The organism is Desulfuromonas versatilis, from assembly GCF_019704135.1.
GTDB lineage: Bacteria > Desulfobacterota > Desulfuromonadia > Desulfuromonadales > NIT-T3 > Desulfuromonas_A > Desulfuromonas_A versatilis.
Genome location: NZ_AP024355.1, coordinates 435486 through 462483 on the forward strand (window position 1 = coordinate 435486; position 26998 = coordinate 462483).

General features: G+C 63.4%; 21 protein-coding genes and 1 pseudogene. 6 read left to right on the forward strand and 16 right to left on the reverse strand.

Annotation, left to right across the window (positions count from 1 at the left end; all coding sequences use genetic code 11):
- Positions 1–63 precede the first annotated feature (63 nt).
- The 4 genes from DESUT3_RS01910 to DESUT3_RS01925 form a co-directional block, all read right to left on the reverse strand.
- Complete coding sequence (locus DESUT3_RS01910; protein ID WP_221250787.1) at positions 64–2523, reverse strand: bifunctional diguanylate cyclase/phosphodiesterase; 2460 nt, start codon at positions 2521–2523, stop codon at positions 64–66.
- 33 nt (positions 2524–2556) lie between these two features.
- The gene (locus DESUT3_RS01915; protein WP_221250788.1) at positions 2557–3633 is read right to left on the reverse strand and encodes a polyamine ABC transporter substrate-binding protein; all 1077 of its coding nucleotides are present in this window, start codon (positions 3631–3633) and stop codon (positions 2557–2559) included.
- 56 nt (positions 3634–3689) lie between these two features.
- Complete coding sequence (locus tag DESUT3_RS01920) at positions 3690–5669, reverse strand: E3 ubiquitin ligase family protein (protein ID WP_221250789.1); 1980 nt, start codon at positions 5667–5669, stop codon at positions 3690–3692.
- Between the two features lie 104 nt (positions 5670–5773).
- Positions 5774–8158 (reverse strand): peptidase U32 family protein, encoded by a 2385-nt coding sequence (locus tag DESUT3_RS01925; protein ID WP_221250790.1) that lies wholly within the window; start codon positions 8156–8158, stop codon positions 5774–5776.
- 237 nt (positions 8159–8395) lie between these two features.
- On the opposite strand from DESUT3_RS01925, the gene DESUT3_RS01930 reads away from it, so the two are divergent.
- A complete protein-coding gene (locus tag DESUT3_RS01930) occupies positions 8396–9460 on the forward strand; it encodes a hypothetical protein (RefSeq protein ID WP_221250791.1) in 1065 nt (354 codons plus the stop codon).
- A gap of 72 nt (positions 9461–9532) precedes the next feature.
- Here the strand turns inward: DESUT3_RS01930 and DESUT3_RS01935 are convergent, their stop codons facing one another.
- The 10 genes and pseudogenes from DESUT3_RS01935 to DESUT3_RS21285 form a co-directional block, all read right to left on the reverse strand.
- Positions 9533–13210: a PilC/PilY family type IV pilus protein gene (locus DESUT3_RS01935; protein ID WP_221250792.1), complete on the reverse strand. Its 3678-nt coding sequence runs from the start codon at positions 13208–13210 to the stop codon at positions 9533–9535.
- A gap of 44 nt (positions 13211–13254) precedes the next feature.
- Positions 13255–13857, reverse strand: a complete 603-nt coding sequence (locus DESUT3_RS01940; protein WP_221250793.1) for a pilus assembly PilX family protein — start codon at positions 13855–13857, stop codon at positions 13255–13257.
- A 7-nt stretch (positions 13858–13864) separates the two neighbouring features.
- Positions 13865–14326: a type IV pilus modification PilV family protein gene (locus DESUT3_RS01945; protein WP_318835971.1), complete on the reverse strand. Its 462-nt coding sequence runs from the start codon at positions 14324–14326 to the stop codon at positions 13865–13867.
- A complete protein-coding gene (locus DESUT3_RS01950; RefSeq protein WP_221252437.1) occupies positions 14323–15168 on the reverse strand; it encodes a PilW family protein in 846 nt (281 codons plus the stop codon). The genes DESUT3_RS01945 and DESUT3_RS01950 overlap by 4 nt, the downstream gene beginning before the upstream one ends.
- 44 nt (positions 15169–15212) lie before the next feature.
- Positions 15213–15719, reverse strand: a complete 507-nt coding sequence (locus DESUT3_RS01955; protein WP_221252438.1) for a GspH/FimT family pseudopilin — start codon at positions 15717–15719, stop codon at positions 15213–15215.
- The gene (locus DESUT3_RS01960) at positions 15716–16141 is read right to left on the reverse strand and encodes a prepilin-type N-terminal cleavage/methylation domain-containing protein (RefSeq protein WP_221250795.1); all 426 of its coding nucleotides are present in this window, start codon (positions 16139–16141) and stop codon (positions 15716–15718) included. Before DESUT3_RS01960 ends, DESUT3_RS01955 begins: the two co-directional genes overlap by 4 nt.
- A 186-nt stretch (positions 16142–16327) precedes the next feature.
- Positions 16328–17014 carry a RadC family protein gene (gene radC, locus DESUT3_RS01965; RefSeq protein WP_221250796.1) on the reverse strand — a complete coding sequence of 229 codons (687 nt, stop codon included), beginning with the start codon at positions 17012–17014 and terminating at the stop codon, positions 16328–16330.
- A gap of 157 nt (positions 17015–17171) precedes the next feature.
- The gene (locus tag DESUT3_RS01970; RefSeq protein ID WP_221250797.1) at positions 17172–17669 is read right to left on the reverse strand and encodes a ferritin-like domain-containing protein; all 498 of its coding nucleotides are present in this window, start codon (positions 17667–17669) and stop codon (positions 17172–17174) included.
- 164 nt (positions 17670–17833) lie between these two features.
- A complete protein-coding gene (locus DESUT3_RS01975) occupies positions 17834–18151 on the reverse strand; it encodes a hypothetical protein (protein ID WP_221250798.1) in 318 nt (105 codons plus the stop codon).
- Positions 18152–18155: 4 nt separating this feature from the next.
- Positions 18156–18662, reverse strand: a pseudogene (locus DESUT3_RS21285) (ferritin-like domain-containing protein); the annotation flags it as partial.
- Positions 18663–18850: 188 nt separating this feature from the next.
- Here DESUT3_RS21285 and DESUT3_RS01985 point away from each other — a divergent pair.
- Complete coding sequence (locus DESUT3_RS01985) at positions 18851–19963, forward strand: hypothetical protein (RefSeq protein WP_221250800.1); 1113 nt, start codon at positions 18851–18853, stop codon at positions 19961–19963.
- 6 nt (positions 19964–19969) lie between these two features.
- On the opposite strand, the gene DESUT3_RS01990 is transcribed toward DESUT3_RS01985, so the two are convergent.
- The gene (locus DESUT3_RS01990; RefSeq protein ID WP_221250801.1) at positions 19970–20851 is read right to left on the reverse strand and encodes an EamA family transporter; all 882 of its coding nucleotides are present in this window, start codon (positions 20849–20851) and stop codon (positions 19970–19972) included.
- Positions 20852–21023: 172 nt separating this feature from the next.
- Between DESUT3_RS01990 and DESUT3_RS01995 the strand changes: the two genes are divergently transcribed.
- Positions 21024–21539, forward strand: a complete 516-nt coding sequence (locus tag DESUT3_RS01995; protein WP_221250802.1) for an NUDIX domain-containing protein — start codon at positions 21024–21026, stop codon at positions 21537–21539.
- Positions 21540–21715: 176 nt separating this feature from the next.
- Here DESUT3_RS01995 and htpG read toward each other — a convergent pair whose 3' ends face one another.
- Complete coding sequence (gene htpG, locus DESUT3_RS02000) at positions 21716–23617, reverse strand: molecular chaperone HtpG (RefSeq protein ID WP_221250803.1); 1902 nt, start codon at positions 23615–23617, stop codon at positions 21716–21718.
- 239 nt (positions 23618–23856) lie between these two features.
- On the opposite strand from htpG, the gene DESUT3_RS02005 reads away from it, so the two are divergent.
- The 3 genes from DESUT3_RS02005 (at position 23857) to DESUT3_RS02015 (ending at position 26997) form a co-directional block, all read left to right on the forward strand.
- Complete coding sequence (locus DESUT3_RS02005; protein WP_221250804.1) at positions 23857–25191, forward strand: radical SAM/SPASM family putative metalloenzyme maturase; 1335 nt, start codon at positions 23857–23859, stop codon at positions 25189–25191.
- Positions 25192–25343: 152 nt separating this feature from the next.
- Positions 25344–26588, forward strand: a complete 1245-nt coding sequence (locus DESUT3_RS02010) for a sensor histidine kinase (protein WP_221250805.1) — start codon at positions 25344–25346, stop codon at positions 26586–26588.
- On the forward strand, positions 26572–26997 hold the full coding sequence (locus DESUT3_RS02015; RefSeq protein ID WP_318835972.1) for a response regulator: 426 nt from the start codon (positions 26572–26574) through the stop codon (positions 26995–26997). Before DESUT3_RS02010 ends, DESUT3_RS02015 begins: the two co-directional genes overlap by 17 nt.
- Position 26998 lies beyond the last annotated feature (1 nt).

Sequence of the window (26998 nt, forward strand, 5' to 3'; positions counted from 1 at the left end):
GGTGACAGCCGGGTAGGGGCCGAGGCCTGCCAGTTGGATCGACGATGCGGCACCGCTTCCTCCCTAGAAGGAGGCCTCCCGGGCCGCGCTATGGTTTTCCCCCCGGGGACTTTGCATAAATCTGACGAATTCGGCGGCTGGCACCGGGGCGCTGACCAGGTATCCCTGGATCTTGTCGCAGCCGTTATCACGAAGAAATTCAAGTTGCCCTTCCGTTTCCACCCCCTCGGCAGTCACGGTCAGCTCCAGGCTGTGGGCCATGGAGATGATGGCGCGGGTGATGGTGGCGTCGTCCGCGTCCTGGAGAATGTCCTTGATGAAGCTGCGGTCGATCTTCAGGGTGTCAATGGGGAACCGGCGCAGGTAACTGAGCGAGGAATACCCGGTGCCGAAATCATCAATGGCGATTCCTACCCCCAGTTCCTTCAGGTTGACCAGCATTTGCACACTGGGCTCTTCGGCCTGCATGATGGCCGACTCGGTCAGCTCCACCTGCAGCAGGCTGGGGTCTAGCCCGGTCTCTTGCAGTGTAGTGGCCACCAGTTCGTCGATTTTCTGGTGACGGAACTGCAGGCTCGAGAGGTTGACCGCCACCGGAACCGGCCGCAGTCCCAGATGCTGCCAGTGCCGGAGCTGTCTGCAGGCCTCTTTGACCGCCCAGGCGCCCATCGCCACAATCAGCCCGCTCTCTTCGGCAATGGGAATGAACTGGGCCGGGGAGATCATGCCCAGTTCCGGGTGGCGCCAGCGCATCAGCGCCTCGGCGCTGACGGTGTTCAGGGTGGCCGCATCGACCAGTGGCTGGTAGTACAGCTGCAGTTCACCGCGCGAGAGGGCGCGGCGCAGCTGGTTCTCCAGGTTCAGCCGTTCCAGGGCGGCGGCATTCATCGACGCAGCATAGTACTGGTAATTGTTTTTCCCTTGCTGCTTGGCATGATACATGGCGATGTCGGCATGCTTGACGAGGGTTGCCGCATCCTCTCCGTCGCCGGGGAATATGGTGATGCCGATGCTGGCCGAGGTGAAGACTTCGTGGGAGTCGATGCAGAAAGGGGGACTCAGCGCCTCCAGGACCCGCTTGGCGACGCTGGCCGCAGCGAAGGGGTTTTTCAGGTTTGGCAGCAGAATGGTGAATTCGTCCCCGCCCAGCCGGGCCACGGTCTGTCTGCAGTCCGATTCGCTGTCCAGGGCCAGGGTATCCTCTTTGCGCAGGCATCCGCTCAGCCTGGTAGCCAGTTCCTCCAGCAGCCGGTCCCCGGCATGATGGCCCAGGGTGTCGTTGACCCGTTTGAAATTATCCAGATCGAGAAACAGCAGGGCCATCTGGTGCCCGGCGCGGCGGGCATGGGCCAGGCTGTAGTTGAGCAGTTCCTGAAACATCCGCCGGTTGGGCAATCCGGTCAGCGGGTCGTGATAGGCCAGGAATTGGATACGTTGGTGGGATTCTGCCAGGTTGCGGCTCATCTCCTGGAAGGTTGCCGCCAGTTGCCCGATTTCATCCCGAGTGCTGATGTCGATGCTGAGCTCGAGGTTGCCTTTGCCGATCTCCTGGGCCGCTTTGCCCAATTTCTGGATGGGCCTGACCAGCAGGGCCCGGATGCCCGAGAGGTGCAACCCGAAGGTGACCAGTACCGCGGCCAGGGTGATCAGCGCGATATTCAACCCCAGTCGGTGGCTTGCCCCCAGCAGTTCGGCATGGGGCAGCATGGCAAACAGCAGCAGTTCCTCATCCAGCATCCTGCCCCCGACCAGGCAGGGGCCGCCCTCCAGGCCGAGGGTGGCAAAGCCCTGCTGCCGAGCCAGCGGCGTGAGCTGGGCCAGCAGGGGGCCGGACAGCGTCGAGCCGATCCTTCCCGGGTCGGGGTGAAACAGGATCGTGCCCGATGGGTCCACGGCAAACAGGGCCCCGGATTGGCCGATCCGGTTGGCTGCAAGCTGCTTTTCTACGGTGGACAGATCCACGGTGAGCGACAGGTAGCCCCGCAACCGTGGCGGAGCGGTGACCGACTCCTTGACCCAGTCCACCAGTTCGATCTGCTTGCTTGCGTAAAGAGAAATCTTGCCGGTATCCGGGTTTTCCAGAAAGGCCGAGTGAACCTTTTCCTGGCCGGCCGCAAGGCTTATGAAAAAGGGAGTCTGGTTCTCTTCTTCCGTCCGGTTGGGCACCCCGGGGACGGCCATGCGGGCGTCTTCGTAGCCATCAGGCAACAGAACCCTGATCTCCTGGTATTGAGGGTAGGCCCTCTGGTAGCTGGCAAACAGCCTGAGCAGCGGCGGTTGGACCAGCGAATAGCGCTCCAGGTCGTCCCCGGTTTGCAGGTATTGGGTCAGCAGGGCCGCCTCGGAGAACAGTTCCAGGTTGGCCAGGGCCGTCTGGCGGATGGTTTCAAGTTGCCGGGACAACTGGCTCAGCTTGGTATCCATCTCCACCCTGGTTTTGCCTTCGCTGGTGTCCTGCAGCTGGACATAGGCCAGCCAGCCCACGGCCAGCAGGGGCAGGGCCACCAGCGGTATCAGGATCATGGCAAGTTTCGACTGCAGCTTCAAAGGGCGCCTCTAGCGGAGAATTTCGGAAAAGATGCGGTTTCTTTCTTTTACCGTGCGGGGAGGCAGTTGCTGGTAGAACTCGGATTTCCCAATGGTCTCCTGGGGGGGATAGACAACCGGGTCATCGAGGAACTCTTTGGGCAGCAGTGACTGGGCGGCGCGGTTGGGGGGAGCGTAGTGGACGTACTGGGCCAGCCGCGCCATGTTTTTCGGCTCGTGAAGGAAATTGATGAAGCGGGCGGCAAGCTCCTTTTTTGAGGAGGATGCCATCACCCCCAGGTAGTCGACCCAGAGATTGCCCCCTTCTTCAGGAACGACGTAGGCGATTTGCTCATCGATGTCCTTGAGCATCAGGGCATCGCCGCTGTACATCATGGCCATCCAAGTCGTTCCGCTCACCAATGAGGACTCTTCGGTCAGGGATACGTAGGAATAGGTCTGGACAAAAGGTTTCTGCCCCTTCAGCAGGCGCTCGACTTCCGCGAGTTGGGCGGGGTCGGTACTGTTGGCCGAATAGCCGAGGCACTTCAGCGCCATGCCGATGGTGTCGGCGGAGCTCTTGATCATGACGATCTTGCCGCGCAGGGCTTCCTCGGGCTGGAACAGTTGCCGCCAACTGGTCACCGGTGCGGAGACCAGATCCTTTCGGTAGGCGATGCCGGTGGTCCCCCAGAACAGCGGGACAGCATGACCCCTGGCTTCGGGAAACGCCTCCAGCCAGCGGGTCTCGATATGCCTGAGATTCGGAACCTCCCGGAGGGTCAGGGGGGCCAGCCACCCGCGCCGGATATAGTTGGTAAGACCCGGGCCGTTGGCCACGACCAGGTCGTACCCCGCTCCGTTGGTGCCGAGCAGCATGTCGTCCCGCATCTCGTCGGTCTCGAAATAGACCTGGGTGACCTTTGCCCCGGTGCTGGCCTGAAACTCCTCGAGCAGCTCCGGGTCCATGTAGTCGGACCAGTTCAGCAGCACCAGTTCGTCGACCACCGGCTCCTGCTTCTGGGCCAGGGCGGCAGATTTGCCCGCAACCACCAGGTATACCGCCAAAAGGAGTATGCGGAGCGCTCTGTTCAGCCATTTGCCCATGGCCGGGTCCTCCATCGCAGGTTTCCGTGGCAGTGATCGGGCCTTCTGCCCGACCCTCAGGGGTGGAAAAGCTTCAGCATTGAGGCCCCGCCCCACAGCGCTGCGGCCAGGGCGGTTCCGAACATTCCCATGGCAAGCAGGCCCAGGTTGCGGGTCAGGTGCGCCTCGGACTCGGTTTCGGCGATCACGAAGGGCAGGGTGCGGCTATCCGCCCGGCCGATGACCGTGGCGCCGGCCGCGGACGTCGTCTCTTCGGCCTGGGCCAGGCTCTGCTGCAGCACCTGCTCCTCGACCCGGCTGCGGGCCGCCTCCCACTCCTGTTCACTGATCCGGCCGTCGCCGTCGCTGTCGTATTTCTGCAGAGCCTTGGGATCGAGCTTGAGATCGCGCAGCGCCTCGATGGTGCGCTCGCGCAGAGTCTTGCGCTGCCTCTGGCGGGGGCGGGCGAAACCGAGCACGTACAGGGAGGTCCCCTCGTAGATGATCTCCTCGACCCACTTCTCGCTGTGGTCTCCCCCGCTGCCCCGGGAGAGGACCAGCGCCACCTGGCCGGGATGCCCCTCCTGCCTGGTACGGGCCCGTACCGTGGCCCCCCAGGGGTTGACGCTGACCCGGCCGGTGTCATCCTCGAGATAGAAGGGGACGGCGCCGCTGTCGGTCTCGCTGGTCATCCGCCAGTTTTTCTTGTCGTCGCGCCGGTAGCGGCGCAACCGATAATAGACGCAGGGCATCTGGGTCATGGGGGAGACCAGGGCGTACTGCCGTTTGGCCCGGCCGTGCACCTCGACCAGCCCCATGGCCAGCGAGCGGGTCTTGCTGGTCGGGGTGTTTTCGACCTGGCGCTTGAGGCGCAGGTAGTGAAATGCCCCCCAGAACAGGCCGGCGGAGAGGGCCGCCGGCAGGATGCCGCTGCGCACGCCCTGGCGGATCAGCGTCCCGAGGCCGGATTCGAAACCCATGAAGGCAAAAAACAGCACCCCGCCGAGGATTCCGCCGCCGCTGCCGAGCAGGTGCTTGCGCCAGGCAAAAGGGTGGGCGGGGGGCGCATCGGGGGGCGGGGGCAGCCGGCGCTCAGGCTCGGGGTCCGGCTGGCGCGGCGCATCCTCGCCATCTTTCAGTTCTTCGCGGATCGCGCTCAGGGCCTCGCTGCCCGCGGCCAGCGCCGCCAGGGCGGGCTGACTGGCGACCGCGGCGGCAGTCAGCGGGGTTTGCAGGGGCAAAGCATCGCCGCCGGCGGTTGTCGGCTGCTGCTGGGATTCGAGATCGACGCTCAGCCAGCCGAAGCGGGTGAGGCTGGCCAGGTTCTCGCGCTGGGTGTCCTGCCCTTGCTCGGCTTTTTTCAGTCGGCAGCCGGGCAGGCGGGAGAGGCCGAAATCGCATTTGAGGGTGAAACCGCCGGCGTATTCGCGCGCCAGCTGAATCAGGTTCTCCAGGTTGCCGGTCACGCTGTAGGTCGCCCGCTCGCCGAGCCCCTGGGGGTCGAAGCGCCCGGCGAAGATGCGCAGCGCCGTCCGGGCCTGGCCCTGCGGGTTGAGCAGGTAGAGATCGAGGACCGGCCGCGAGCGCAGCACCGTGCGGTAGAGTTCCTCGTCGTCGATGGGAGTGACGGCCTCGGCCCCCTGGTAGGCGTTCTGCACCAGCAGGCGCTTGACGCTCTTGTCGACGACCTCCCCCGAGAGGTCGGCGAGCACCGCCAGCACCCGCTCGCCCCGCTCCAGGCGCACTGGCCCCTGTCGGGTCTGAAATTCGATGAACTCCTGGCGGATGGTGAAATTGCGCACCCGGGCCGGGACGAAGCGCGGGCGGGTGGGGCGAATCAGGTGGGTCGCCACCCCGTGCTGCTCGAGCAGGGTGGCCAGTTCCTCCAGTTTGCCCCTTGCCCCTTCGGCGAAATAGCCCAGGCCGCGGCCGATCAACCGCTGGCGGGCGGTAAAGGCCTCGAGCCGGTACTTGCCGGCCAGCACGGGCAGCAGCTCGCGGATTCCCCTGGTTTCACGGGGCGAGGTCTGGACGATCAGCAGGTGCTTGTCGGGCATGGGCCGGTCTTGAGGTCAGGGATTTGGCAGCGTTGCGCCGCTGTCTTGAACAGGATGAGATTCCTGCAATCCCTGTGCCTTTCGGGGGCGCCGGCGCTGGTGGATTATTCCATCCCCATCAGGAAGTTGAAGGGAGAGGTTCCGGGAACCTCCTGCCCCTTTTTCAGGGCCTCGAGGACTTTTTTGCCCTGGGGCGAAAAGGGTCCGACATGGCTCAGGTCGAGGGTGAAGCAGCGGCAACCCAGGCTCTGCAGCTCCGCCAGATGGCCGAGCAGGGAGAAGTCGTTTTCGGCGCTGATCACCGTCAGCCCGCTGCGGCCGTCGACGCGGTAGCCGTCGCCGCGGTCCGAGCGCACCGGCTGGTCGCTGCGCACCCCGCGCACCGGGATGCGCGAGGTAATCAGCGGCACCGAACCGTAGACCGGCATGTTCAGGTCGACGCCGGCATCCCGAGCGAGGAGTTCCCGCAGATTTTCCCGGTCGTCCTCGATGTACAGCCCCGCCTCTGCGGCGCCGAGTTGCTTCCAGGCGAGCACGGCCTGGCTGTTGAGGGAGAAAAGGCGGTAGCTGGTGGCCAGCCGCACCCCCTCGAGGCCGTCGAACAGTTCGAAGTGGCCGAGGTTGTTCAGGCGAAAACAGCGAAACCCCTGCTCCACAAGGTGGCGGATCGCGCCGCGATAGTCCTCCCACTGCTCATCGAAGAGAATGAAGGGGAGCTCCCAGAAAATGCGCTCCTTCTGCTCGGGGCTGCGGCGGGCCGCCTTGCCGAGGTTGTTCAGGTTGCCGGGGGTGAGCGGCAGGAACAGCCGGTCCACCGCCGGGTCGTTGAGCAGCGCCAGGTCGCGCAGATCGCGGATCGCCACGCTGATCTCGCGCCCCTCGGCCGGCCGCGGCTGGACGAAGGGGAGCAGTGCTTCGCGGGCCGCCTGCAGGCGGCGGCTGCGCAGTTCGCGGCTTCCGGACTGCAGGGCGCCGGCCAGCTCGCGGTAGAACTCGCGGCGCACCTGCTTGAGCCGACTCGGCGGGATCACCACCGGGGGCAGCTCCCCGGTTTCCAGCAGTTCGAGCAGCAGGGGCTCGCCGGCGGTCTTGGCGAAGGCCTCGTGCAGGGTTTGCGCTGACAGGGGATTTTCCTCGGCGGGGTAGGTTTCCACCGGGTAGTCGCGTTCGATGGTCACGCCCCGGGCCTCGGCCCGCAGGCGCAGCCGGCCATCGGTAAGGGCGATATGCAGGCGCAGCGGGGTCGGGGCGGGGGCGGCCGCCTCGAGCTTACGCCGGCAGGCGGCCTCGCTCATGGTGAAGGCCTGCTCGGAGCTGACCTTGAACACCGCGTCGCCGACCTGGAACTTGTCGTTGAAGGGGGAGGGGACGCTGACCAGCATGCCGGCCTGGGCGAGCTTGGCGGTGCGTTTGCCCAGGCGCAGCTCCTTGACGGTAAAGGCGGTGCCGGCCTGGTCGCTTTTCGGCTGGATGCGCAGGCGGTCGCCGACGTGCAGCCGGTCGCGGGTTTTGAACCAGACGGTTCCCCCGCGCACCTGGGTCACTTCGCCGAGAAAACGCCCGGTGGCCCCCTTGAGCGAGGGGATGGCGATGTCCGTGGGGTTGGGGCCGGTCAGAAACCCCTTGGTGGGGAGCCGGCCGAAGGAGGCCTTGAGCAGCTCCTTGGCTTCGCGCACCGCCTCCTGCCGCTTGGCGGGGGGCGAATCCAGGGCCATGCGGTAGGCGCCGACCACGTTGGCCACGTATTCGGCGCTTTTCATCCGCCCCTCGATCTTCAGGCTGATCACCCCGGCCTCGGCCAGTTCGGGGAGCAGGTCGATGGCCGAGAGGTCGTTGGTGGAGAAATAGTAGCCGTCCTGCTGGCGGTAGCGGTAGCGGCGCCGGCAGGGCTGGGCGCAGCGGCCGCGGTTGCCGCTCTTGCCGCCGAGAAAGGAGGAGAAATAGCACTGGCCGGAGAAGGAGAAGCAGAGCGCGCCGTGGATGAAGTGCTCCAGCTCCAGGGTGGTCTGTTTGCGGATGGCGGCGATCTCCGCCAGGGAGAGCTCGCGGGCCAGCACCGCCCGGGTGAAGCCCATGCGCTCGAGCATCTTCACCCCGGCGGCGTTGTGCACGGTCATCTGCGTGGAGGCGTGCAGCTCCAAGCCGGGGAAGTGCTCCCGGGCCAGGCGCCAGACCGCCAGGTCCTGCAGGATGACTCCGTCGGCGCCGATCGCCTCGAGCCCGGCCAGGGTTTCGGTGAGCAGCGGCAGTTCGGCCTCCTTGACCAGGGTGTTGAGGGTGACGTAGATCTTGCGGCCCCGGCCGTGGGCGAAGTTGAGCATCCGCTCCAACTCGCCGAGGGTGAAGTTTTTCGCCTTGGCCCGGGCGGAGAAATCCTTGAGGCCGACATAGACGGCATCGGCGCCGGATTCCATGGCGGCGAAAAAGGCTTCCAGGCTGCCGGCGGGGGAGAGCAGTTCGGGTTTTTCCAAGGGTGCGGAGGGTTTCATCGGTTTCGGTCTTGCCTTTTGAGCCTGGGGCCCCGTTGCGAAAAAGCAAAAAGCCGGGTTCACGAGGAGCCCGGCGCTTGATTATGTCCAGGGTTTTAAGTTACCACGCACTTTCCGGGCAAAGCAATCGCAAAATCGGCAGTTTACCGTGGTCAAAATAATAGAACGATGTTATTGTTTTGCTCGGAGGTTTACCCGATTTCCCCGACCCTTCGCCGACCCGCAAAGGAGGCCGCCATGCCCATTGCCCCGCCGCCCGAGGAGCTGCTGGAGCAGCCCGAAATGGAACTGATGGAGCTTTTCGGCCGCATGCGGTGGCTGACCGAGGAGGCGGGCTTTTCCGGGTCGCTCCCCTCTGTGTGGCAATGCTCGGACGAAAGCCAGGCGATCAAGAAAGCCCTGTTCGGCTACGTCTTCGACTGCCCGGTGTTCAATCTCGGCCGGGTCGGCGCCCTGCTCGACCCCAACCGGCTGCTGACCGCCTCCCGCCACGGCCACGACCTGATCATCCACGGTGGCAGTCACATCGGGGCCCGCGAGGAAGGAGGGATCGGCTATGTCGATCGGGTCCACGGCAGCAAGGCGACCTGCTGCGGCATGCTCGGGCGGCTGCTCGACGAATACCTGCAGCTCTACCGGCGCGCCGCCGCCCTGATTACCCTGTTCCGCGGGGTGGGTGGGGTCAAGATCGAGATCCCTTACAAGTACCTGTTTCACAAGCCGGCCCAGCCCGTGGCCAGGATTCACATCCATCTCGAAAAACTGGCGGACGGCGAAGCGGTGCGCGACTCGAGCCACGGCAAGGTCTACCGGCTCAATGCGGATTTTGCCGCCCGCCACGAGCGGCTGCTCGAAGCGGTCTCCGCCGAGCGGGAGCCCATCGGCGAACTGCTGGGGGCGGACTGTTTTCACTTCTCCAAGGAGCTCGACCACCAGAGCCTCGACCCGCGTACTCTGCTGGAGGTCTCCCTGTTCGAATTTCTGCCCGACATCGTCACCTCGACCAGGCCCCACCGGCGCCTGGTGGACGTCAACACCTGGCGCCAGTTCCACCGGCTGGCCTCCTACCTGACCGACTCCTTCGATTCGGGCGAGCGCAACATCCTGGTGGTCGCCGGGCGGACCATCGACCACTCGATCCGCCGCAACACCTTCGTCCCCCAGTTCGGCTTCTGGATGGAGCAGGGCCGGGCGCTGCAGGCGCGCTACTTCGGGCCGCAGGAAGTTGGGGAACTATTGAGGGGGGCGCAGGTGTACCGGCCGCCCAGGTCGTTTCTGGAATATGCGGGGGTGCCGGGGTAGGCCTGAGAGGAAAGGTTCCGGGCTTCTTATCTCCTTGGGTCAGGCAGGTTCCTTCGAGAGAGTCTTGTGCCCTTACTCTGAAATTGCTTTCCAGGCCCTGGTAGTGGCTTTGCCGAGCCCACCGACCTTGGTCCTGTTGTTGAAGCCTCCCCCACCGACCTGAACAGTTCCACTCGGAGTCCTTACGTACAGGTGCTCGTCGTCCACCAAAGGAGAGGTGGTGATATCCCCGGTCTGTTTGGCGAACAGGGGGGTCGGCAGGCTTGTCGCATCATAACCCTTGGTCTTGAACGCCAACAGCTGACCTTCGTTCGTTCCATCGCAAGGGTTTTCCGTTTCCGAGCTGGCGGTGCCGAAATAGACCTGGCCGGCGGAGGCGAAGGCGGAGGCGAAAACCCTTTGCCCCGCAGGAAGGGCGTAAAACCAGTCCAATTCCACATCGCCAGGACCGCAAGTTTCTTTAGCCGCTTTGTCATTGTAGGCGAAAAAATGATAGGTGGTATTCCCGGTATTGATATCTTCATCGGCGTAGGGGCTGTCCCCGGTACCGAAGAAAATCCGGATGTTGTACTCCAACTCCCCCGAAGGCGACAGCGCATTGTCGGTGACCACGGCGGGCGAGGCATAGATCGGATGCCACCTCTGGTCGAGGGGGATTTCCGTTCCCGAGGCATTGTCACTGAAATCGCTGTTGATGACACAATCTACCGGGCTGCTCAGGAACTGCACAGGGTTATCGGCCAGGTTGACCTTATACAACCGGCCCTTGTCGGTACCGATGTAGAGGCGATCGATGTAACCGTTGCCATCCGAATCGACCACCGCGGGCTGGCCGCTGGGGACACCTCCGATGCCAGCGGGGTCCGAATCGAGGTAGATCCGCTGGATCAGGGTGCCGTCGGCCACATCCAGGATGTAAATTGAAGGATACAGATCGATCGCGGAGGTTTTCCCCGAGACGAAAAAGGCCGCCCAGCGGGCCGTGCCACTGTCCAGGATGCGACCGATTTGAGCGACTGACGGGGACGATCGGCTACGGAACAGTTCCGGATCGGCAAACTCCCAGAGCAGGGTGGGGTTGAGAGGATCGGTGACATCGAGGCAAAATATCGTATCACCGCCGTTGCCCTCTGCAGACAGCAGGACGCTTTTCCACTGCCCATCGATGAAAACGTCGGCCAGCGCAGGAGAGGCATCGACATAGGCCTGGTCCTGGGCGCCCAGCAGGTTGTTCTTGAGCCGCGCCACCAAGTTCGCCGGAATGAAAGCCCACAGTTCATCGCCAGTGCCGTAATCCGGCTGATTAATTCCGTTCACATTCTCCCAGAGGAAGAAACCGCGGTTTTCCTTGAATAGGGTCAGAGGATTGTCTCCCCAACGAAACTGGCCGGCGTCGAAGGCGTGAAGCATCCCGTCCCGGGAGCCGACAAACAGGACCGATGGTCGCTGCTGGTGGGCGTTGATGAAGGTATCGAAGCTGGTTCGCTCGGCGTTGGTCACATCGGTACCGTAATACCAGGGGGGGGTGCCGGGTGGGGTGAGCAGGGCTGGGGAAGAATGATCGATGGGGCCGAGTTTCCACTCCTTCTGAACCTGTGGAGAATGGGTTCCATTTTTGAAACCGCGAACCCATTCCACCAGCCAGTCTCCATCATCCTGATCGAAATCGCCGTCTCCGTCCAGATCGAAAACATGACGCCCTGCGGCCTGGGAGGCATCCATGGCCAGTGCGGCATTATCCAGGTTCGCCCGGGTAAACTGCCGAAGGCCGGAAGCCTGGTAATAGGTATAGGAGGCGGTGATCGGTACATTGGCGGGAGGGGGCTGGTCGAAAACAATTTCGAACTCGCCTGTAAATCGCTTGATACTGCCGCTCCCCCAGGCGCTTTCCAGGGTGCCGTTGTGAATATCGACGAGTTTTTTCCCATCCGCGCTGAACTCGACTGTGGTCGCCAGCGCCGGCGCATGGGCCAGCCTGCCGCCAAAACTCATGGTCACACCATCGCCGGTGCGGGTGCTTGAACCGTCGGGTTTGGTCAGTTCCAGGGATTCGTTGATGATCCGGGTTACGGTGGTAGCCGGGGTATAGATCGTCCGGTCGGCCGGGCTGAGGTTATTCAACCGCTCGCCGGCGTCCCACAGATTCTGGGTGGAAGTGGTGGCTGGATGCAGCGGATCGTACCGGCGTACCGCCCGGACGTGGCCTCGCAGGGTCTTTTCGACCCAACTCCGATGCGGCGTTTCGAAGCTGCCACTGTAAAGGAGATTGGCCATGGCCACCGGCGCTGCCCGGGAAATGGTGGTATGGTTGGCGACGCTGCCGTCCAGGCTGACATCGAGGATCCGCGGTGCACAGCCCTCGTCGTTGCTGGTCAATTCGGCTTTCCAGGTGAGCTCGCTACCGACGAGTCCCAGGCCGGAAAAATCGATTCTGGCGCGGCGGACACTGTATTCGGGGGTTCCAGGGGCCCAGCCGATGACGGCGGGGCCCAGGGTTTTGCTGCCGTCAGCCTCGGGAATGAAGCTGTTAATCTGGTCCCAGCGGCTGATATCTATCCAGTTGTCCCCGTTGTCGATGGATACAGAATATTTGATGTCGGTCTCCCCGGTGCAGCCTTCCCCGGGGAGATAGTCATAAACTTCAAAGCTGACCCCGGTAAAATAGGATCCGTCCGTAGCGGGGGTGATGGCCAATTCCGGTTTGAGCCTGACCGACCCGCCGGTTTTACGTTCGATTAAAAAAGAGGTGTCGTTGAAGTCCATGTCCCCGCCACCCGGAATGTCCTCCCAGCCTAGAATCCACTGGTTGGGGTCGTTGTCGGGTGCACCGACGATGACGTGATCGAATCGGGCGTTGGCGGTGACGGAATGCGAATAGGTGCCGGACAGGTTAAGGCCGAAGTTTAAATTGAGCCGGGAAATGGCATTGGCATCCAGCCACCCTTTGCTGGTGGTGGAGCAGTCCCCCGCAGAGGGTGCGCCCAGATCGTAGTTTCTCAGATAGGTGGAGCAACTGGTGAAACGATCAGGATTCCATTCTTTTTTAGTGAACAGGACCCGATCACTTTCATTGGTTGTGTAATCGCGGTCGGAGGCCAGAAAAAACACCAGCTCTGCCCCGGCGGGGAAGATACCCAAGGATTTTCGCATATCCCTGGGCGTTACGGCACCGTCGGCATCGACTACAAAGGGCAGGCCCGTACCGTCATCGAAGGTTTTCAATTGGGACTCATTCAGGGCCGCAACCTGGTCGAGAACGCCGTCGCCTCCTCTGCTGCCATCGGCGATGTTTCTGAAAATCGGGTGCTTTTTCATGGCGGGAATCCTGTTCCAGCCAAGGAAGGCGCCGTTTTCATCCACCGCGTCGGTTTTCAATACCCAACCCAGGGTCGACCGGTAGCCGGCGTCTTCATGGAGAAACCGGACCCAGACTTCTTGCTCAAAGGGGATGACAATCTGGTTAGGGTCGATGGATGCTCTTCCCGTTTCAAGTTCCAGGTGGCCGCGGCCATCCACTCCAACGCTGATCGAATCGAAATCATTCACCGCGAATCCGTCGCTGTAGTTTGTCAACCGGTTGGATTCACACTCGGGAAGGGGGGCGGCGGCCGACGGCCCGTTGGCGCCCAGAATGAGAATAAGCAAAGCAACAAGGGCCGACAGGCTACGCTTGTGGGTCCCAACTGAGGGCACAGATTTTTTCCGGAGCATGGATTTGTCTCCCAAGGCCGTCTCGGGCGGATTGATCATTTTGGTTTTCCCGGTGTCTATCCTGGATTGCCGCTGGCGGACTGTCAGATATCCCCCAGATCCCGACTGCTGGTGTCCTGGATCGCCTCGGTGTCATTGGCATCGGAGTTTTTCCCCGAGCCGCCGCCAGCCTGAGCTGAGTATCCGGAAAGACTACCGCCGGTAAGCCCGGCTTCCACCAGAACCTCCACTCGCGCGGTAGCGCCCTCCGGCCCGAAACCGTCGGCCTGGATGAAAATCAGGCGATCCGTATCGGCCACGGGGTTGTTGGGGGATTCGTCGTCATTATCCCGGATTTGGGTGAAATAGCTGAAATGCCCATCCAGTTGCCGGCTGAAGCCGCTGGCCAGGTCAGGGTGGGAGCCGTCGATGGCGAAATTCCAATTGGGCGGATTGCCACTGGCAATGTTGGCCTGGTTTCCTTCAACCAGGCGGCTTTGCAGAAGCGCGACCATGTGGGAAATGCCGGATTCTGCAGCATATACGGCTTTTTGGTGATTCCGCTCATTGGCGGCAATCTGCAACTCAATGGTGCTGGTGGTTGTCGCGACCATGCCGATGACAGTCAGCAGGGCCAGCACCAGAACGGCGATCACCAGCATGGCACCTCGCTCGTTGCCCAGAGGTGTTTTCCCCTTCTTCATCATGCGTTCCTCAATTGGTTCGGACATAGTCGATGGAGGTGCTTTTCCATTCCATCCGCTCGCGCCAGCGGACAACCACCCGGATTGTTTTGATGCGGGAACCGGCAACAGCGGGATGATCTTCGGCCACATTCCAGTAGACCCGAAACTGCCCCTGATCCGGATCGGGCCCGTAATCGGCATCCCCCCGCGAACCCGGGTCGTCGTCAAATTCGCTGTCTCCCAGGCCCTGCATGCCGTCGAGATCTCGGTCTTGCAGGTCGTCATGTTCAAAAGGGTAAGCGATCAGTTCCTCCATTTTGCCCTGCGCCAGCACGCTCCCTTGAGTCAGGAGATTGGCTTTGGAGTTGGTCTTCATCGAAGAAACCTGCAGGGTTGCCACCGCCAGAATGCCGATGGCGAAAATAGTGATCCCGATCAGGATTTCCACCAGGGAGAACCCTCGCGCATCCATCTTGGAACGCCCTCTCATAGTCCCAAGTTCCTGCACTGCACGGTTGTGGCGAGGAGCCGTCGCCGGTAGTGGTCGTTGAAAACCTTTATCTGGCGACCGATGGTGTACGTCTGGGAGTTCAGGAATTCCCGATCCGGACGATCCGTTCGCCCCAAAAGCCAGACCCGAACCGCGCGGACATCCGCCAGATCGGTGGTAATCCCGGTATCCACCCCGGTGATGGTACCACTTGTGCCGTCATCTTCATCGATATCGCCGTCGCCATTAGTGTCCAGATCAAACCAGTGGTCGGTGCCACCGGCGTCCCGGGGGAGGGCCCAGAAGATGCGCCCTGCCGCGTTGTCCAGCATTCCGTCGCCATCGGCGTCGAAGGCGTAGGCGAAGCCAAGTGCCTCGATATTTTCGGCCAAAGGGGAATTGTAACCGCTGCTGGTCGATTTCCTGCCGAGGGCTTTCTTCCCCCCCGAGGTATAGATCGAAAAAGTCTGGTATTCGTTGACGTCTTCCACGATTTCCGTGGTCCCATCGTCCTTGTTAACCGTATGGGTGGCATCGCCATCGCCATTTTCATCGAGGGTGAACTGGATCTCTTCGGGGCCGGCGGTAACGATGCCGTAACCGCCGATCCCTTGGGGGTCGTAGCCGGCCATTTTCAACTCTCGGCGAAGGACATCGATCCCGTTGCGCAGGTTTTGTTGCAGATCAATCACCTGGTTTTGAACTTCATAGGTTCGAGCGTTTGCCAGATAGAGACCGAAGACCGCCCCGGTGACGATGCCGGTGATTGCCAGGGCCACCAGCACCTCGGCGAGGGTGAAGCCCCCTTGGTGGGGATTTTTTCTAAAGCTGGAATGACTCATGAGGTCACATTGCACCCAAGGAAGATGCGAAATCCGATACTCGCTTAAATTTTGTCCAGACGCGCCCGGCCCGCCCCGTGAAGGACCAGCTTGTAGCCGTCACCTCGGCTATTGGTCAGCTCTACGCTGCCGTTGTCGGCCGCCGTACCCTTGGAGGTGAACCCGGTGGTTTGGTTCCCGAATGTCACTCCCCCCAAACGAATTCCGGCAGGCATGGCGAAATCCGCCAGTACTTTCTCCCCAGCGTCGTGAATCAACACGTTATTACTTCCGCCACCACCGTCATCCACAAATACCAGACACTTGCCTTCCTGCCCGGTCCCGGATGTGAGGGCAATCGCAACCCGGCAGTTCTGCTTTACAGCGGCCATGCGGGCCTGTTGAAACTGGGCCAGCAGGTTTCGGGCCTGGGTCTTAAGCTGGTAATTCTCCAACCAGGCTCGCGCATTGGGCAGAGCGATTGCGGAGAGGATCCCGACCAGAGCCACCGCCATCAGCAACTCGAGCAGGGTGAAGCCGCGGCTGCAGCGAAGGGTGCGCGGCGCTCTCATATGGCCCTCTTGAAGCCGGTCAGGGTCAGGGTGCGGCGGTTGGGACCGTTGACGGTCACCTCTACCCGGGCCATGCCGGCGGCCGGGTTGCCGGCCAGGATGCGGAAGCTGGCGGAATAGGTCCCCCCGCCCTCCACGGTGGTGGTCGGGTCGGGGTCCAGGGTGGCGGGGTCGAAGTCCCAGGGCTGGGCGGGATCGGTGTCGGCGTCGAACAGGGCGTCGTCGCCGGCTCGGGAGAGGATGTTCTCGAGAATGCCGCGGGCCAGGGCGGTGGTGGAGGACTGGGTGTTGGCCCGGGCGTTGTGCTGTATCGAAGTGATCTGCAGGCCGGCGATGGCCAGCAGGCCGATGGAAAAAATGGTGATCGCCACCAGGAATTCCAATAACGTAAAGCCCGCCTGATCGCGGTGAGGATGCTGCATGGCGGTTCCCCCCCAACCGATTTATTGATCATTTCCCCCCGGCGGGGCCATGGAGCGAGGCGGCTGCCGTGGGGCCGAATTCATGAATAAAGCTAAAACATGTTTAACGATATGATTAAAATGTGATTTTGTCAACCGTCGCCGGTGATTTGAACCTGCGGGGGTACCGGTGGCAGCCCTGCTCCCTCAGCCCATCAGGCCCCGGTCGGCGAAGCTGACGTACCTTTCACTGCCGATGATGATGTGGTCGAGCACCCGCACACCCACCAGCTCGCCGACCTCCCGCAGCCGGGTGGTGATCTCGATATCCTCCCGGCTGGGGTTCGGATCCCCGGAGGGGTGATTGTGCACGAAGAGTACGGCGGCGGCCGATTCGCGGATGATGGGGGTGAAGACCTCGCGGGGGTGGACGATGCTGGCGGTCAGGCTCCCCTCGGAAACCTGGACCTCGCGGATGATGCGGTTCTTGCTGTCGAGCAGCAGGCTGAGAAAGACCTCCTTCTTGCGGTCGCGCAGCTGTTCGTGGTAGTGCCGAAACACCTCGGTGGACGAGGTGAAACGGTCGCCGGGCCGCAGCTTCTGGTCGCTGAAGCGCCGGGCCAGTTGAAACACCGCCTGCAGCTCGGCCGCCTTGGCCGGCCCGATCCCCCGGCTCTGGCAAAGCTCGGCGGTGGTGGCCTGGGCCAGGTGGCGCAGGCTGCCGAAGCGCCCCAGCAGCGACCTGGCCAGGTCGAGGGCGCTGGTCTTGCCCGAACCGTCGCCGGTGCGCAGCACCAGCGCCAGCAGTTCGGCGTCGGTCAGCGCCTCGGCCCCGCGCTGGATGAGCTTCTCCCGGGGACGTTCCTCCTCCGGCCAATCCTTGATGCTGCGCACCGGTTCCCTCCTGCCTCGCTATGCAATGCAATCGACAAAATCGTCGGCATCCTAGCATAAAAAAGGCAGGTTGGTAACCGTAAATTAGAAATTTAAAATTCCTTGGGCGCGGAAGTGCTGCCGGCTGGTGGGCCGACCTGGCCGGGTCGCGCCACGGCTATTCGCGGACGTAGATATCCATGTCCGTTTCGTGGACCATGGCCATGGTTCGCGAATATTCGGATTCGATGATCAGGTAGTGGTTGCGGGTTTCCTCTGCCACCTTTTCGAATACGGCGCGGGCGGCGGGATCGACGATACGGGCGGCGGTCATGCGGAAATTCCGCTCCAGGTCCTGTTCCTCGGCCAGGGCGATTTCCCGCGCCCTGCGCTCGTGCATATTCACGTCAAGGGCCTTGCGCAGCTCGGCGAGCATGGCCGAATCCTTGGCCGGAGGGGCGTTCATGAACTGCTCGAAACTCCCCAGGTCGTTGCCCCGGTAGTAGGGGAAAAAACGCCGGGTATTTTCCAGGACCTCTTCGCTGAGGCGGAGAAATACCTCCCTGCCCTTGGGGTTGCGGATCAGCTCCGCAGCCTGGCGATAGAAATCGAGAAGATTTTTCTTGGCGACGATCGCCTGCCTGATGGCTTCCTGAACCTTGTATTCCTGGGGCATGGGCGTCCTCCTGGGGGAAATGAGGGCACAGCGACGGACTCAACCGGTAAGACCATTATTTCCCAGAACGTTGTTTTGTCAAATCTCCAGGCTGCTCCTTCGGGCAAAAAAAACCGCGGCCGGATGGGGCATCCGGCCGCGGTTTTTCAGGTTGAGGACGGGGGTTACTGGTTCGCTTTTCCCCCGGAGGGTTCCTTGAGGGGCGAGCCCCAGAAGGTCCCCAGTACGCTTTTGTCCCGTTCGGAAAGAACCGCCCCCTGCTCGAGCATGCGCTGCTGAATCTCCTGCATGTCGCGGCGCATCTCGATGGCCTGGTCGATCCGCTCCCGGGTGTGGCACACGGTGCAGCGACTGTCGATGATCAGCTGGGCTTCGCTGTTGATTTTGGGGGTCAGCGCGCCGAGGTTCTCGACCAGGGCCAGCCCCGGGGTGACGAAGGCCAGCAGAGCCACGGCCAGCAGCTGGGCTGTGCGGCGAAACATGTGGTTACTCCCTGACATAGGTGTCGATGTCCGTCTCATGCACCATGCCCATCAGGTGGGCGTACTCGGATTCGATGATCTCGTAATGATCGCGGGTTTCCTTGGCCATGCGCTCGAAGACCGAGCGGACGGCAGGATCGACGATGTGCGAGGCGGTCATGCGCAGGTTTTTCTCCAGGTCCTCTTCCTCTTTCAGGGCGATTTCCATTGCCTTGCGCTCGTTGGTGGCGCTGTCGAGAGATTTTCTCAGTTCCGCCAGCATGGCCGAATCCTTCTGGGGCGGGCTGGCCATGAACTGCTCGAAGGTACCAAGCTCCCCCCCCTTGTAGAGGTGGAAGAAATGGCTGGCGTGCTCGCGCTCTTCGTTGGAAAGCGTGGTGAACACCTTTTTTGCCCGCTCGTTCTTGGTGATCTCGGCGGCCTTCTTGTAGAAGTCCATGACGTCCTTCTCGGTCTGGATGGCGTGCTTGAGGGCCTGGTCAAGGTTGAATTCCTGCGGCATGCGATACTCCTCCTTTGATTCTACATACTGAAATAGTGTTTACGTATACAGCTAATTATCCTTGAAAATGAAATTCTGTCAAACGAATGATGGCTGAAATTCCCTCGGGCAGGGCCTCGACCTTGCTTGGACGGGGTGGTTTGTTTTACCCGGCAGTTGTGGCATGATGAATGCCACTTTCCCCTTCGGAGACTTGGATGCCCACTGGTCAAGATATCGTCAGCTCACTGAATGTGTCCCTCGCCCGCACCGATCTGGCCCGGATGATCCGGCTGGTCCGCGATCTCCACCGGCTGAGCCGGCTGCCCGGCTACCGGGCCATGGTTCTGCCCGAGGTGCCGGAAACCGCCCGCTTCGACCCCGGCCACGATTCGGTCATGATGGGGTACGATTTTCACCTGAGCGAGCAGGGTCCGCGGCTGATCGAGGTCAACACCAACGCCGGCGGCGGCATGTTCGCCTTTCTTGCCTACCGGCCCGACGCCCCGGTGGCCGGCGAGTTGCCACGGCGGCTCAGGCAGCAGTTGCTGCACTCCTTTGCCGACGAGATGCGCGGCTTCAGCGGCGGTGGCCGCTGGCTGCCGGAACACATCGCCATTGTCGATGAAAAACCCCGGGAACAGTTCCTCTACCCCGAGATGCAGGCCTTCGCCAACCTGTTCGAAGGTTGGGGGGCGCGAGCCTCGGTGGTCGATCCCGCCGAGCTGGTCGTCGGAGCGGACGGGGTTTCCCACCTGGGGCGGCGGGTCGATCTGATCTACAACCGCCATTGCGATTTCTACCTGGAGCGCCCCGAGATGGCCGGGATCCGCGCCGCCTACCTGGCCCGGCAGGTCTGCCTGACCCCCAACCCCTTCAGCTATGGGCTGCTTGCCGACAAGCGCCGCATGATCCTCTGGTCCGATCCCGAGGCGCTGGCGCCCCTGGGGCTCGGTGCCCGGGTCCTCGAACTGCTGGCCGAGACGGTCCCCTGCAGCCGGTTGCTGGCCAACCTGGATGCCGGGCAGGTGTGGGCGGGGCGCAAGGACTGGGTGTTCAAGCCGGTCTCCCGCTTCGGCAGCCGCGGGGTGCTGTTGGGGCGCAAGATCTCCCGGGCCCGCTTCGAGGAACTCGACCCGGCCGACACCCTGGTGCAGCGCCTGGTCCTCCCGTCGCTGACCGACGCCGGGCCCGGCGGCGAGATGAAGACCGATTTCCGGCTCTATGTCTACCGCGACCGGGTGCTCGGGGTGGCGGCCCGCCTCTACCAGGGGCAGGTCACCAACCTGCGCACCCCGGGGGGCGGCTTTGCGCCGGTGCGGCTGGTCTGAGACGAACTATAGCCGCATCAGCAGCACCGAGGCCAGGGTCAGCAGGATGCCGAGCAGCCGGGTGCGGGTGAGCCGTTCACGATAGACCGCCACCGACAGGGCGATGGCGATGACGAAGTGCATGCTGGTCAGCGCGGCGATGACCGACAGGGGGCCCAGCTCGAGGGCCCGGAGAAAGGCGTAGTAGCCGGCGAAATTGAGCACCCCCATGGCCAAGCCGATCAGCAGCGCCTCGCGGTGCCTGCCGCCGGCCTCGGTCGGCTGCAGGCGGCCGGTCAGGCCCAGGGAAAACAGGGTCGAGGCGCAATAGGAAACGGCCATGAAGGCGAGCTTGCCGGTGTGCAGGGCGGCGAACTTGCTGGAGATCGAGGCCGCCGCACCGGCCAGAATGGCCACCAGGACCAGGGCCAGGCCGCGCCGTGAGGCCGTAGCCGGGCCGCTTCCGGCGCCCGGCTGGCGGGTCAACAGGAGGACCACCGCCAGGGCCAGGGTGATGCCGAGCCCCTGCCAGGGGGAGAGCCGATCCTGGAAGAACAGCACCGAAAACAGCACTACCACCACCAGGCTCAGGCGGGTCAGGGGATAGACGACCCCCGCGGGGAGGTGTTTGAGGGCCTCGATGTGGGAAATCGTCCCGGCCAGAAAGGCCAGGCTGTTGAGCAGGGCGATGAGAACCAGCAGTCCCGGTTCGCCGGGGTTTTCGCCGGTGGAGAAGAACAGGGCCGCGCTCAGCAGGGTCACCGTCGCCATGAAGGCGAAGGTGGTCCAGGCCGAGTTGCAGCCCCGCGCGGCGGAAACCTTGTAGAAAAAGCGCTGGGTCCCCATCAGCAACCAGGCCAGCAGGGCCAGGATGTACCAGTCGCCGGCACCCTGCAATCCACTCAGCATCGAACTCTCCCCGTTATTCGCCATCCGACCGACCGCCGCAGACTATCACGGCCTGCACCCGGTGCGCCAGTTGCTTCGCCCCTGGCGCTGACCCGCCAGGCGAGCTTAATCATTTTCGCAGGCCCGGACCCGGGGCCCGCCGGACCCGGGGCACCGCGCCGAGAGGAACGCAATGGGAGAGAGAAACAGTCACTGTTCCTTCTGCGGGGCGGCCTTCGCCCCCGCTGCCCCCTGGCCCAGGCAATGCCGGGCCTGCGGCAACATCAGCTACCTCAATCCCCTGCCGGTGGTGGTCGTGCTGGTGCCGGTCGGCACGGGGCTGGTGGCGATCCGCCGGGACATCGAGCCGAGCAAGGGAACCCTCACCCTGCCCGGGGGGTACCTCGAGATCGGGGAATCCTGGCAGGAGGGCGGGAAGCGGGAGCTGCGCGAAGAGACCGGCATCGACCTCGGCGCCGCTCCGCTGCGCCTCTACGAGGTCATGAACGGTCTCGACGGGACCCTGGTGATCTTCGGCCTGGCCGAAGCGCTTCCCGAGCTGGCCCTGCGTCCCTTCCGCTGCGCCGAGACCCGGGAGGTGGTGCGGATCGAGGGGCCGGTGGAGCTTGGTTTCCCCCTGCACACCGAGGTGGTGCGGCGGTATTTTGCCGAGGGGGGCCAACCACCCTCACCCCGGCCCTCTCCCTGAGGGAGAGGGAGAGTTGGCTGGGCGGCTCTCTCCCTGGAGGAGCGGGGGCGTTAACTGGGCGGCCCCTTCCTGAGGAGGAAGGGGAGGCGGGGGTCGCGTTCAAGCAGGCAGCAAAAACGGGCCGAGGGGAAATCCCTCGGCCCGCTTGCTTTGCCGCATCACCTTCGCTGGATGGTTCAGGCGACGCTCACGCCTTCGGCCATCAACTTTGAGAGGGCCTTGGCGAAGGCCACCGGGTCGCGGGGCTTGTCCCCTTCGAGCAGCAGGGCCTGGTCGTAGAGCAGGCCGGTGTACTGCTTGAGCTGGGCGCTTGAGCGGTCGGCGGCGAAGAGCTGCTTCATGCGGGCGATCAGCTCGTGGTCGGGGTTGATCTCCAGCACGCGCTGTCCCTTGGGGACCTCCTGGCCCATGGCCTGGAACATCTTGACCATCTTCGGGTCGAGGTCGTGCTCGCCGGCCACCAGGCAGACCGCCGAGTCCTTCAGGCGGCCCGAGATGCGCACCTCGGCGACCAGGTCCTTGAGCTCCTCCTTCATCAGTTCGAGCAGGTCGCCGAACTCCTTCTTCTTCTCTTCCTTGTCCTGCTTGTCGAGATCGAGATCGCCCTTGATCGCCGACTGGAACTCCTTCTCCTTGTAGGTGCCCAGGCCCGAGATGATGATGTCGTCGAAATCATCAGTCATGATCAGCACCTCGATCCCCTTCTCCTTGAACACCTCGAGGTAGGGCGAGGCCTCGGCGCTGGCGCGGTCGGTGCCGGTGATGTAGTAGATCTCCTTCTGGTCGGCGGGCATGCGCTCGAGGTACTCGGCGAGGGTGGTCTTCTTGCCGGGCTCGGTCTTGGTCGACTCAAACAGCAGCAACTCGGCGATGGTCTCGCGGCGCTCGAAATCGTGATGGATGCCTTCCTTGAGCACGCGGCCGAACTGCTCGTAGAAATTGCCGTAGGCCTCGGCGTCCTCCTTCTTCATCTCGGCCAGGGTTTCGAGCACCTTCTTGGTGAGGTTCTTCTTGATCACCGAAACGGTGCGGTTGTCCTGGAGGATCTCGCGGCTGACGTTGAGCGGCAGGTCGGCCGATTCCACCACCCCTTTGACGAAACGCAGGTAGCTGGGGAGCATCGCCTCGCAGTGGTCCATGATCTGCACCCGGCGCACGTAGAGGGTCGGGCCGACCTTGTAGTCTTGGTAGAAGATGTCGAAGGGGCGCTTGCTGGGGATGTAGAGCAGCGCCGAGAACTCGACCGTCCCCTCGGCGCGGTAATGGATCACCCGGGCCGGGTCGGTGAAGTCGTGGGAGACGTGCTTGTAGAACTCGTTGTACTCCTCGGTGCTGATCTCCGACTTGTCCTTGAGCCAGATCGCCTTGCGCGAGTTGAGGGTCTCCTCGACGGTCTCCTCGATGGATTTTTCCTTATCCTCGGGGTCGGGCTTGGAGCGGGTGACGTCCATCACCACCGGGTACTCGATGAAATCCGAGTACTGCTTGACCACCTTGCGCAGCTCCCACTCCTCGAGAAACTGCTTGGCGTCCTCCTTGAGGGTGAGGATGACGTCCGTGCCCTTGGTCGCCTTTTCGGTGTCGTCGATGGTGTAGGTGCCGTCGGCGTCGGACTGCCAGACGATGGCGTGCTTGGCGTCGGCGCCGGCGCGGCGGCTGACCACGGTGACCTGGTCGGCGACCATGAAGGCCGAGTAGAAGCCAACGCCGAACTGGCCGATCAGTTCGGGGTTGTCCTTGACCTCGCGGCTCTCGAGCAGCTTCATGAACTCCTTGGTCCCCGAGTGGGCGATGGTGCCCAGGGCCTCGACCGCCTCGTCGCGGCTCAGGCCGATGCCGTTGTCGCGCACGGTCAGGGTGCCGGCCTCTTTATCGGCGATCAGCTGGATCTTCCACTCCTCACCCCCTTCGGCCAGGGACTGGTCGGTGAGCGACTCGTAGCGGGCCTTGTCGATGGCGTCCGAGGCGTTGGAGATCAGTTCGCGCAGGAAGATTTCCTTGTGGGAATACAGCGAGTGGATCATCAGGTCGAGGATCTTGTTGACCTCGGCCTTGAAGGCGTGCTTGTTCGACGTCATGGATCTATTTACCTCCTGTGGGGATGGGATTTCTTCGCACCGGCAAAGAAGATAAGCACCCCGGCCCAGGATGTCAACCCGGGGCCCGGGAAGTTTTCCGCCTTTCCCGGGATTTGCCGGAAGCTGTATACGTTATGCGGATTTTTCGGGGCTTTTTGACTCCGGTCAAGGCCGGGAATAATAATCGCGCTCTATACTCGATGCTCCATTGGAGCCTTCAATCAGGAGAGGCCAGAGCCATGTCGACAAACGCCGCCGCAAGCCCGCAATGCCCCCCGGTCGTGCCCGCCCTGCGCGAATACCCCAGCAAGCTGGTCGTGGAAACCACCACCCGCTGCAACCTCGGCTGCTTCATGTGCGTCAAGCAGTCCGGGGAGTGCTGCATCGCCGAGGGGGATCTCGAGCCGGGGCTGTTCGAAGCCCTCGAGCCGGCCTTTCCCCACCTCGAAGCGCTGGTGCTCAACGGCATCGGCGAGCCGCTGCTCAACCCCCACCTTGAATCGTTCATCCGCCGGGCCAGGGCGCGCATGTCCGCCGGCAGCTGGATCGGGTTCCAGTCCAACGGCCTGCTGCTCGACGCGCGCCGGGCCCGTTCGCTGGCCGAGGCGGGGCTCGACCGCATCTGCATCTCCATCGACGCGGTCTCCCCGGAGATCTTCCGCGAGCTCCGCGAAGGGGGCGAAGTCGGCGCGGTGGAGCGGGCCCTGGCAGCGCTCGATGCGGCCAAGGCCGCCACCGGCCGGGCCGAGCTGCAGGTCGGCGTGGAGTTCGTGCTGATGCGGCGCAACCTGCGCGAGCTGCCCCTGGCCCTGCGCTGGGCCGCCGGCCGGGGGGCGAGCTTCGCCCTGGTGACCCATGTGCTCCCCTACGACGAGCGCCACGCCGCCGAAGCGGCCTACGCGAGCTGCAGCGACCAGGAGATCGAGATCTTCCGCCGCTGGCGCGGCCGGGCCGAGGCGGCGGGGGTCGACCTGCACCGCTACTTCCAGGTGCTGTGGAAGTACGCCAAGGAGCCCGACGAGCGGCAGGTCATCCAGTTCGTCGAGCAGATGAAGACCGAGGCGGCCCAACGCGGGCTCTCCCTCGATCTGAAAAAACTCCTCGACCTCGACTTCGCCTGGCTGGAGCAGCTCGAGGAGGTGTTCGCCGAAGCCCGCCGGGTCGCCGAGCAGTGCGGTATCGAGCTGCGCCTGCCCGAGGCGGTGCTCAAGGCCGAGCGCCGCTGTGACTTCGTCGAGGACGGCAGCGCCTTCGTCTCCTGGCAGGGGGAGGTGCATCCCTGCTATTTTCTCTGGCACCGCTACAACTGCTTCGCCAGCGGCTGGACCCAGCAGGTGCAGCCGCGGGTATTCGGCACCCTGGCCCGGCAGGGGATCCTGGATATATGGAATTCCAAAGAGTTCCGCGCCTTTCGCCAGAGCGTGCTGGGCTACGACTACCCCTTCTGCTCCAGCTGCAGCCTGGCCCCCTGCGACTACGTGCAGACCGACGCCTTCGAGCAGGACTGCCACATCAACCAGGAGCCCTGCGGCAGCTGCCTGTGGTGCATGGGGCTTTTCCAGTGCCTGCGCTGAAAGGCCCTCGCCGAGGCTGAAAAAACTCCTGGCCGCGGGGGCGGCGGCTTGCGCCGCCCCCACGCCTTTCCCCGCGTCCCCCCCCCATTTTGTAAAATGAGGTAGAATCTCAGGTGTGAAGCAAGAGCTGCCAGCTCATCCGGTGGAGCGCCATGAACAGGGTCGAGAAGCACGATGCTGCCGAACCCGGGCGGCCGGCCGACAAGCCGTCCGGGCTCGAGCTGCAAAACGAAAAATACCTGCGGGCCATCATGGACAACGTGGTCGATGGGATCATCATCATCGATACCTCGGCCACCGTCCTCAGGGTCAACCCGGCGGCTGAGCGGATTTTCGGCTACGCCGCCGCCGAGATCCTGGGCAGGAACGTCAACACCCTGATGCCCGAGCCCTACCACAGCGGACACAACCAATACCTCCGCAATTACCTGGAGACCGGCGTGGCCAAGATCATCGGCATCGGCCGCGAGGTCTTCGGTAAGCGCAAGGACGGCACGGTCTTCCCCATCTACCTGGCGGTCAGCAAGGTCGAGGTGGAGGGGCGCATCTTTTTCTGCGGCATCATCCAGGACATCACCGAGCGCAAGCGCCGCGAGGAGGAGATCCGGCAGCTCAATGCCGAACTCGAGCAGCGGGTCAAAAAGCGCACCCAGGAACTGGAGCTGATCAACCAGGAGCTGGAGGCCTTCACCTACTCGGTGTCCCACGACCTGCGCACCCCGCTGCGCAGTATCGACGGCTTCAGCCAGGCGGTGCTCGAGGACTACGCCGACAAGCTCGACGCCGAAGGGGCCAACTACCTGCAGCGGCTGCGCGCCGCCAGCCAGCAGATGGGGCGGCTCATCGACGATCTGTTGCGGCTCTCGCGCATGACCCGGGCCCGGCTGGTCCACGAGCGGGTCGACCTGAGCGCCCTGGCACACTCGGTGAGCGCGGAGCTGCGCGAACGCGAGCCGCGGCGGCAGGTCGAACTGGTGATCGACCCGGGGCTGGAGGGCTACGGCGACACCCAGCTGCTGCGCATCGTGCTGGAAAACCTGCTCGGCAACGCCTGGAAATACACCTCGCGCCATCCCCGCGCCCGCATCCATTTCGGCCGGAAGGAGGCCGGCGAGGAGCCGGCCTACTTCGTCCGCGACGACGGCGCCGGCTTCGACATGGCCTATGCCGACAAGCTCTTCGGCGCCTTCCAGCGTCTGCATTCGAAAAGCGAATTCGAGGGGACGGGGATCGGCCTGGCCACCGTGCAGCGCATCATCCACCGCCATGGCGGCAGGGTCTGGGCCGAAGGCCAGGTGGAGCAGGGGGCGACCGTCTATTTTACCCTCGGCGGCCCCCCCGCCGAGCCCGCAGCGCAGCGAGGAGCCTATGGAGAAGAAAATGATCCTGCTGGTTGAGGACAACCCCGACGACGTGGCGCTGACCCTGCGCGCCCTGAAAAAGAGCAAGATCGCCAACGAGGTGGTTACCGCCCAGGACGGCGCCGAAGCCATCGAGTACCTGTTCGGCGAGGGGCGCTTTGCCGAGCGGGACACCCGGGAGCAGCCCCAGCTGGTGCTGCTCGACCTGAAGCTGCCCAAGCTGGACGGCCTGGAGGTGCTGCGCCGGCTGCGCGCCGACCAGCGCACCCGCTACCTGCCGGTGGTGGTGCTCACCACCTCCAGCGAGGAGCGCGACCTGATCGAGAGCTACAAGCTCGGCGCCAACAGCTACATCCGCAAGCCGGTGGACTTTTTGCAGTTCTCCGAGGCCATCAACCAGCTGGGGCTGTACTGGCTGGTGCTCAACGAGCCGCCGCCCTTATAGG

Excerpts from the sequence above, each read along its gene's own strand:
- DESUT3_RS01990 (WP_221250801.1), bottom strand. The coding sequence starts at position 20,851 with ATGCTGAGTGGATTGCAGGGTGCCGGCGACTGGTACATCCTGGCCCTG.
- DESUT3_RS01960 (WP_221250795.1), bottom strand. The coding sequence starts at position 16,141 with ATGCAGCATCCTCACCGCGATCAGGCGGGCTTTACGTTATTGGAATTC.
- DESUT3_RS01950 (WP_221252437.1), bottom strand. The coding sequence starts at position 15,168 with ATGAGTCATTCCAGCTTTAGAAAAAATCCCCACCAAGGGGGCTTCACC.
- DESUT3_RS01970 (WP_221250797.1), bottom strand. The coding sequence starts at position 17,669 with ATGCCCCAGGAATACAAGGTTCAGGAAGCCATCAGGCAGGCGATCGTC.
- DESUT3_RS02005 (WP_221250804.1), top strand. The coding sequence starts at position 23,857 with ATGTCGACAAACGCCGCCGCAAGCCCGCAATGCCCCCCGGTCGTGCCC.
- DESUT3_RS01925 (WP_221250790.1), bottom strand. The coding sequence starts at position 8,158 with ATGAAACCCTCCGCACCCTTGGAAAAACCCGAACTGCTCTCCCCCGCC.
- DESUT3_RS01920 (WP_221250789.1), bottom strand. The coding sequence starts at position 5,669 with ATGCCCGACAAGCACCTGCTGATCGTCCAGACCTCGCCCCGTGAAACC.
- DESUT3_RS01975 (WP_221250798.1), bottom strand. The coding sequence starts at position 18,151 with ATGTTTCGCCGCACAGCCCAGCTGCTGGCCGTGGCTCTGCTGGCCTTC.
- DESUT3_RS02010 (WP_221250805.1), top strand. The coding sequence starts at position 25,344 with ATGAACAGGGTCGAGAAGCACGATGCTGCCGAACCCGGGCGGCCGGCC.
- DESUT3_RS01945 (WP_318835971.1), bottom strand. The coding sequence starts at position 14,326 with ATGAGAGGGCGTTCCAAGATGGATGCGCGAGGGTTCTCCCTGGTGGAA.
- DESUT3_RS01940 (WP_221250793.1), bottom strand. The coding sequence starts at position 13,857 with ATGATGAAGAAGGGGAAAACACCTCTGGGCAACGAGCGAGGTGCCATG.
- DESUT3_RS01930 (WP_221250791.1), top strand. The coding sequence starts at position 8,396 with ATGCCCATTGCCCCGCCGCCCGAGGAGCTGCTGGAGCAGCCCGAAATG.
- DESUT3_RS02015 (WP_318835972.1), top strand. The coding sequence starts at position 26,572 with ATGATCCTGCTGGTTGAGGACAACCCCGACGACGTGGCGCTGACCCTG.
- DESUT3_RS01910 (WP_221250787.1), bottom strand. The coding sequence starts at position 2,523 with ATGATCCTGATACCGCTGGTGGCCCTGCCCCTGCTGGCCGTGGGCTGG.
- DESUT3_RS01955 (WP_221252438.1), bottom strand. The coding sequence starts at position 15,719 with ATGAGAGCGCCGCGCACCCTTCGCTGCAGCCGCGGCTTCACCCTGCTC.
- DESUT3_RS01995 (WP_221250802.1), top strand. The coding sequence starts at position 21,024 with ATGGGAGAGAGAAACAGTCACTGTTCCTTCTGCGGGGCGGCCTTCGCC.
- DESUT3_RS01985 (WP_221250800.1), top strand. The coding sequence starts at position 18,851 with ATGCCCACTGGTCAAGATATCGTCAGCTCACTGAATGTGTCCCTCGCC.
- htpG (WP_221250803.1), bottom strand. The coding sequence starts at position 23,617 with ATGACGTCGAACAAGCACGCCTTCAAGGCCGAGGTCAACAAGATCCTC.
- DESUT3_RS01935 (WP_221250792.1), bottom strand. The coding sequence starts at position 13,210 with ATGATCAATCCGCCCGAGACGGCCTTGGGAGACAAATCCATGCTCCGG.
- DESUT3_RS01915 (WP_221250788.1), bottom strand. The coding sequence starts at position 3,633 with ATGGGCAAATGGCTGAACAGAGCGCTCCGCATACTCCTTTTGGCGGTA.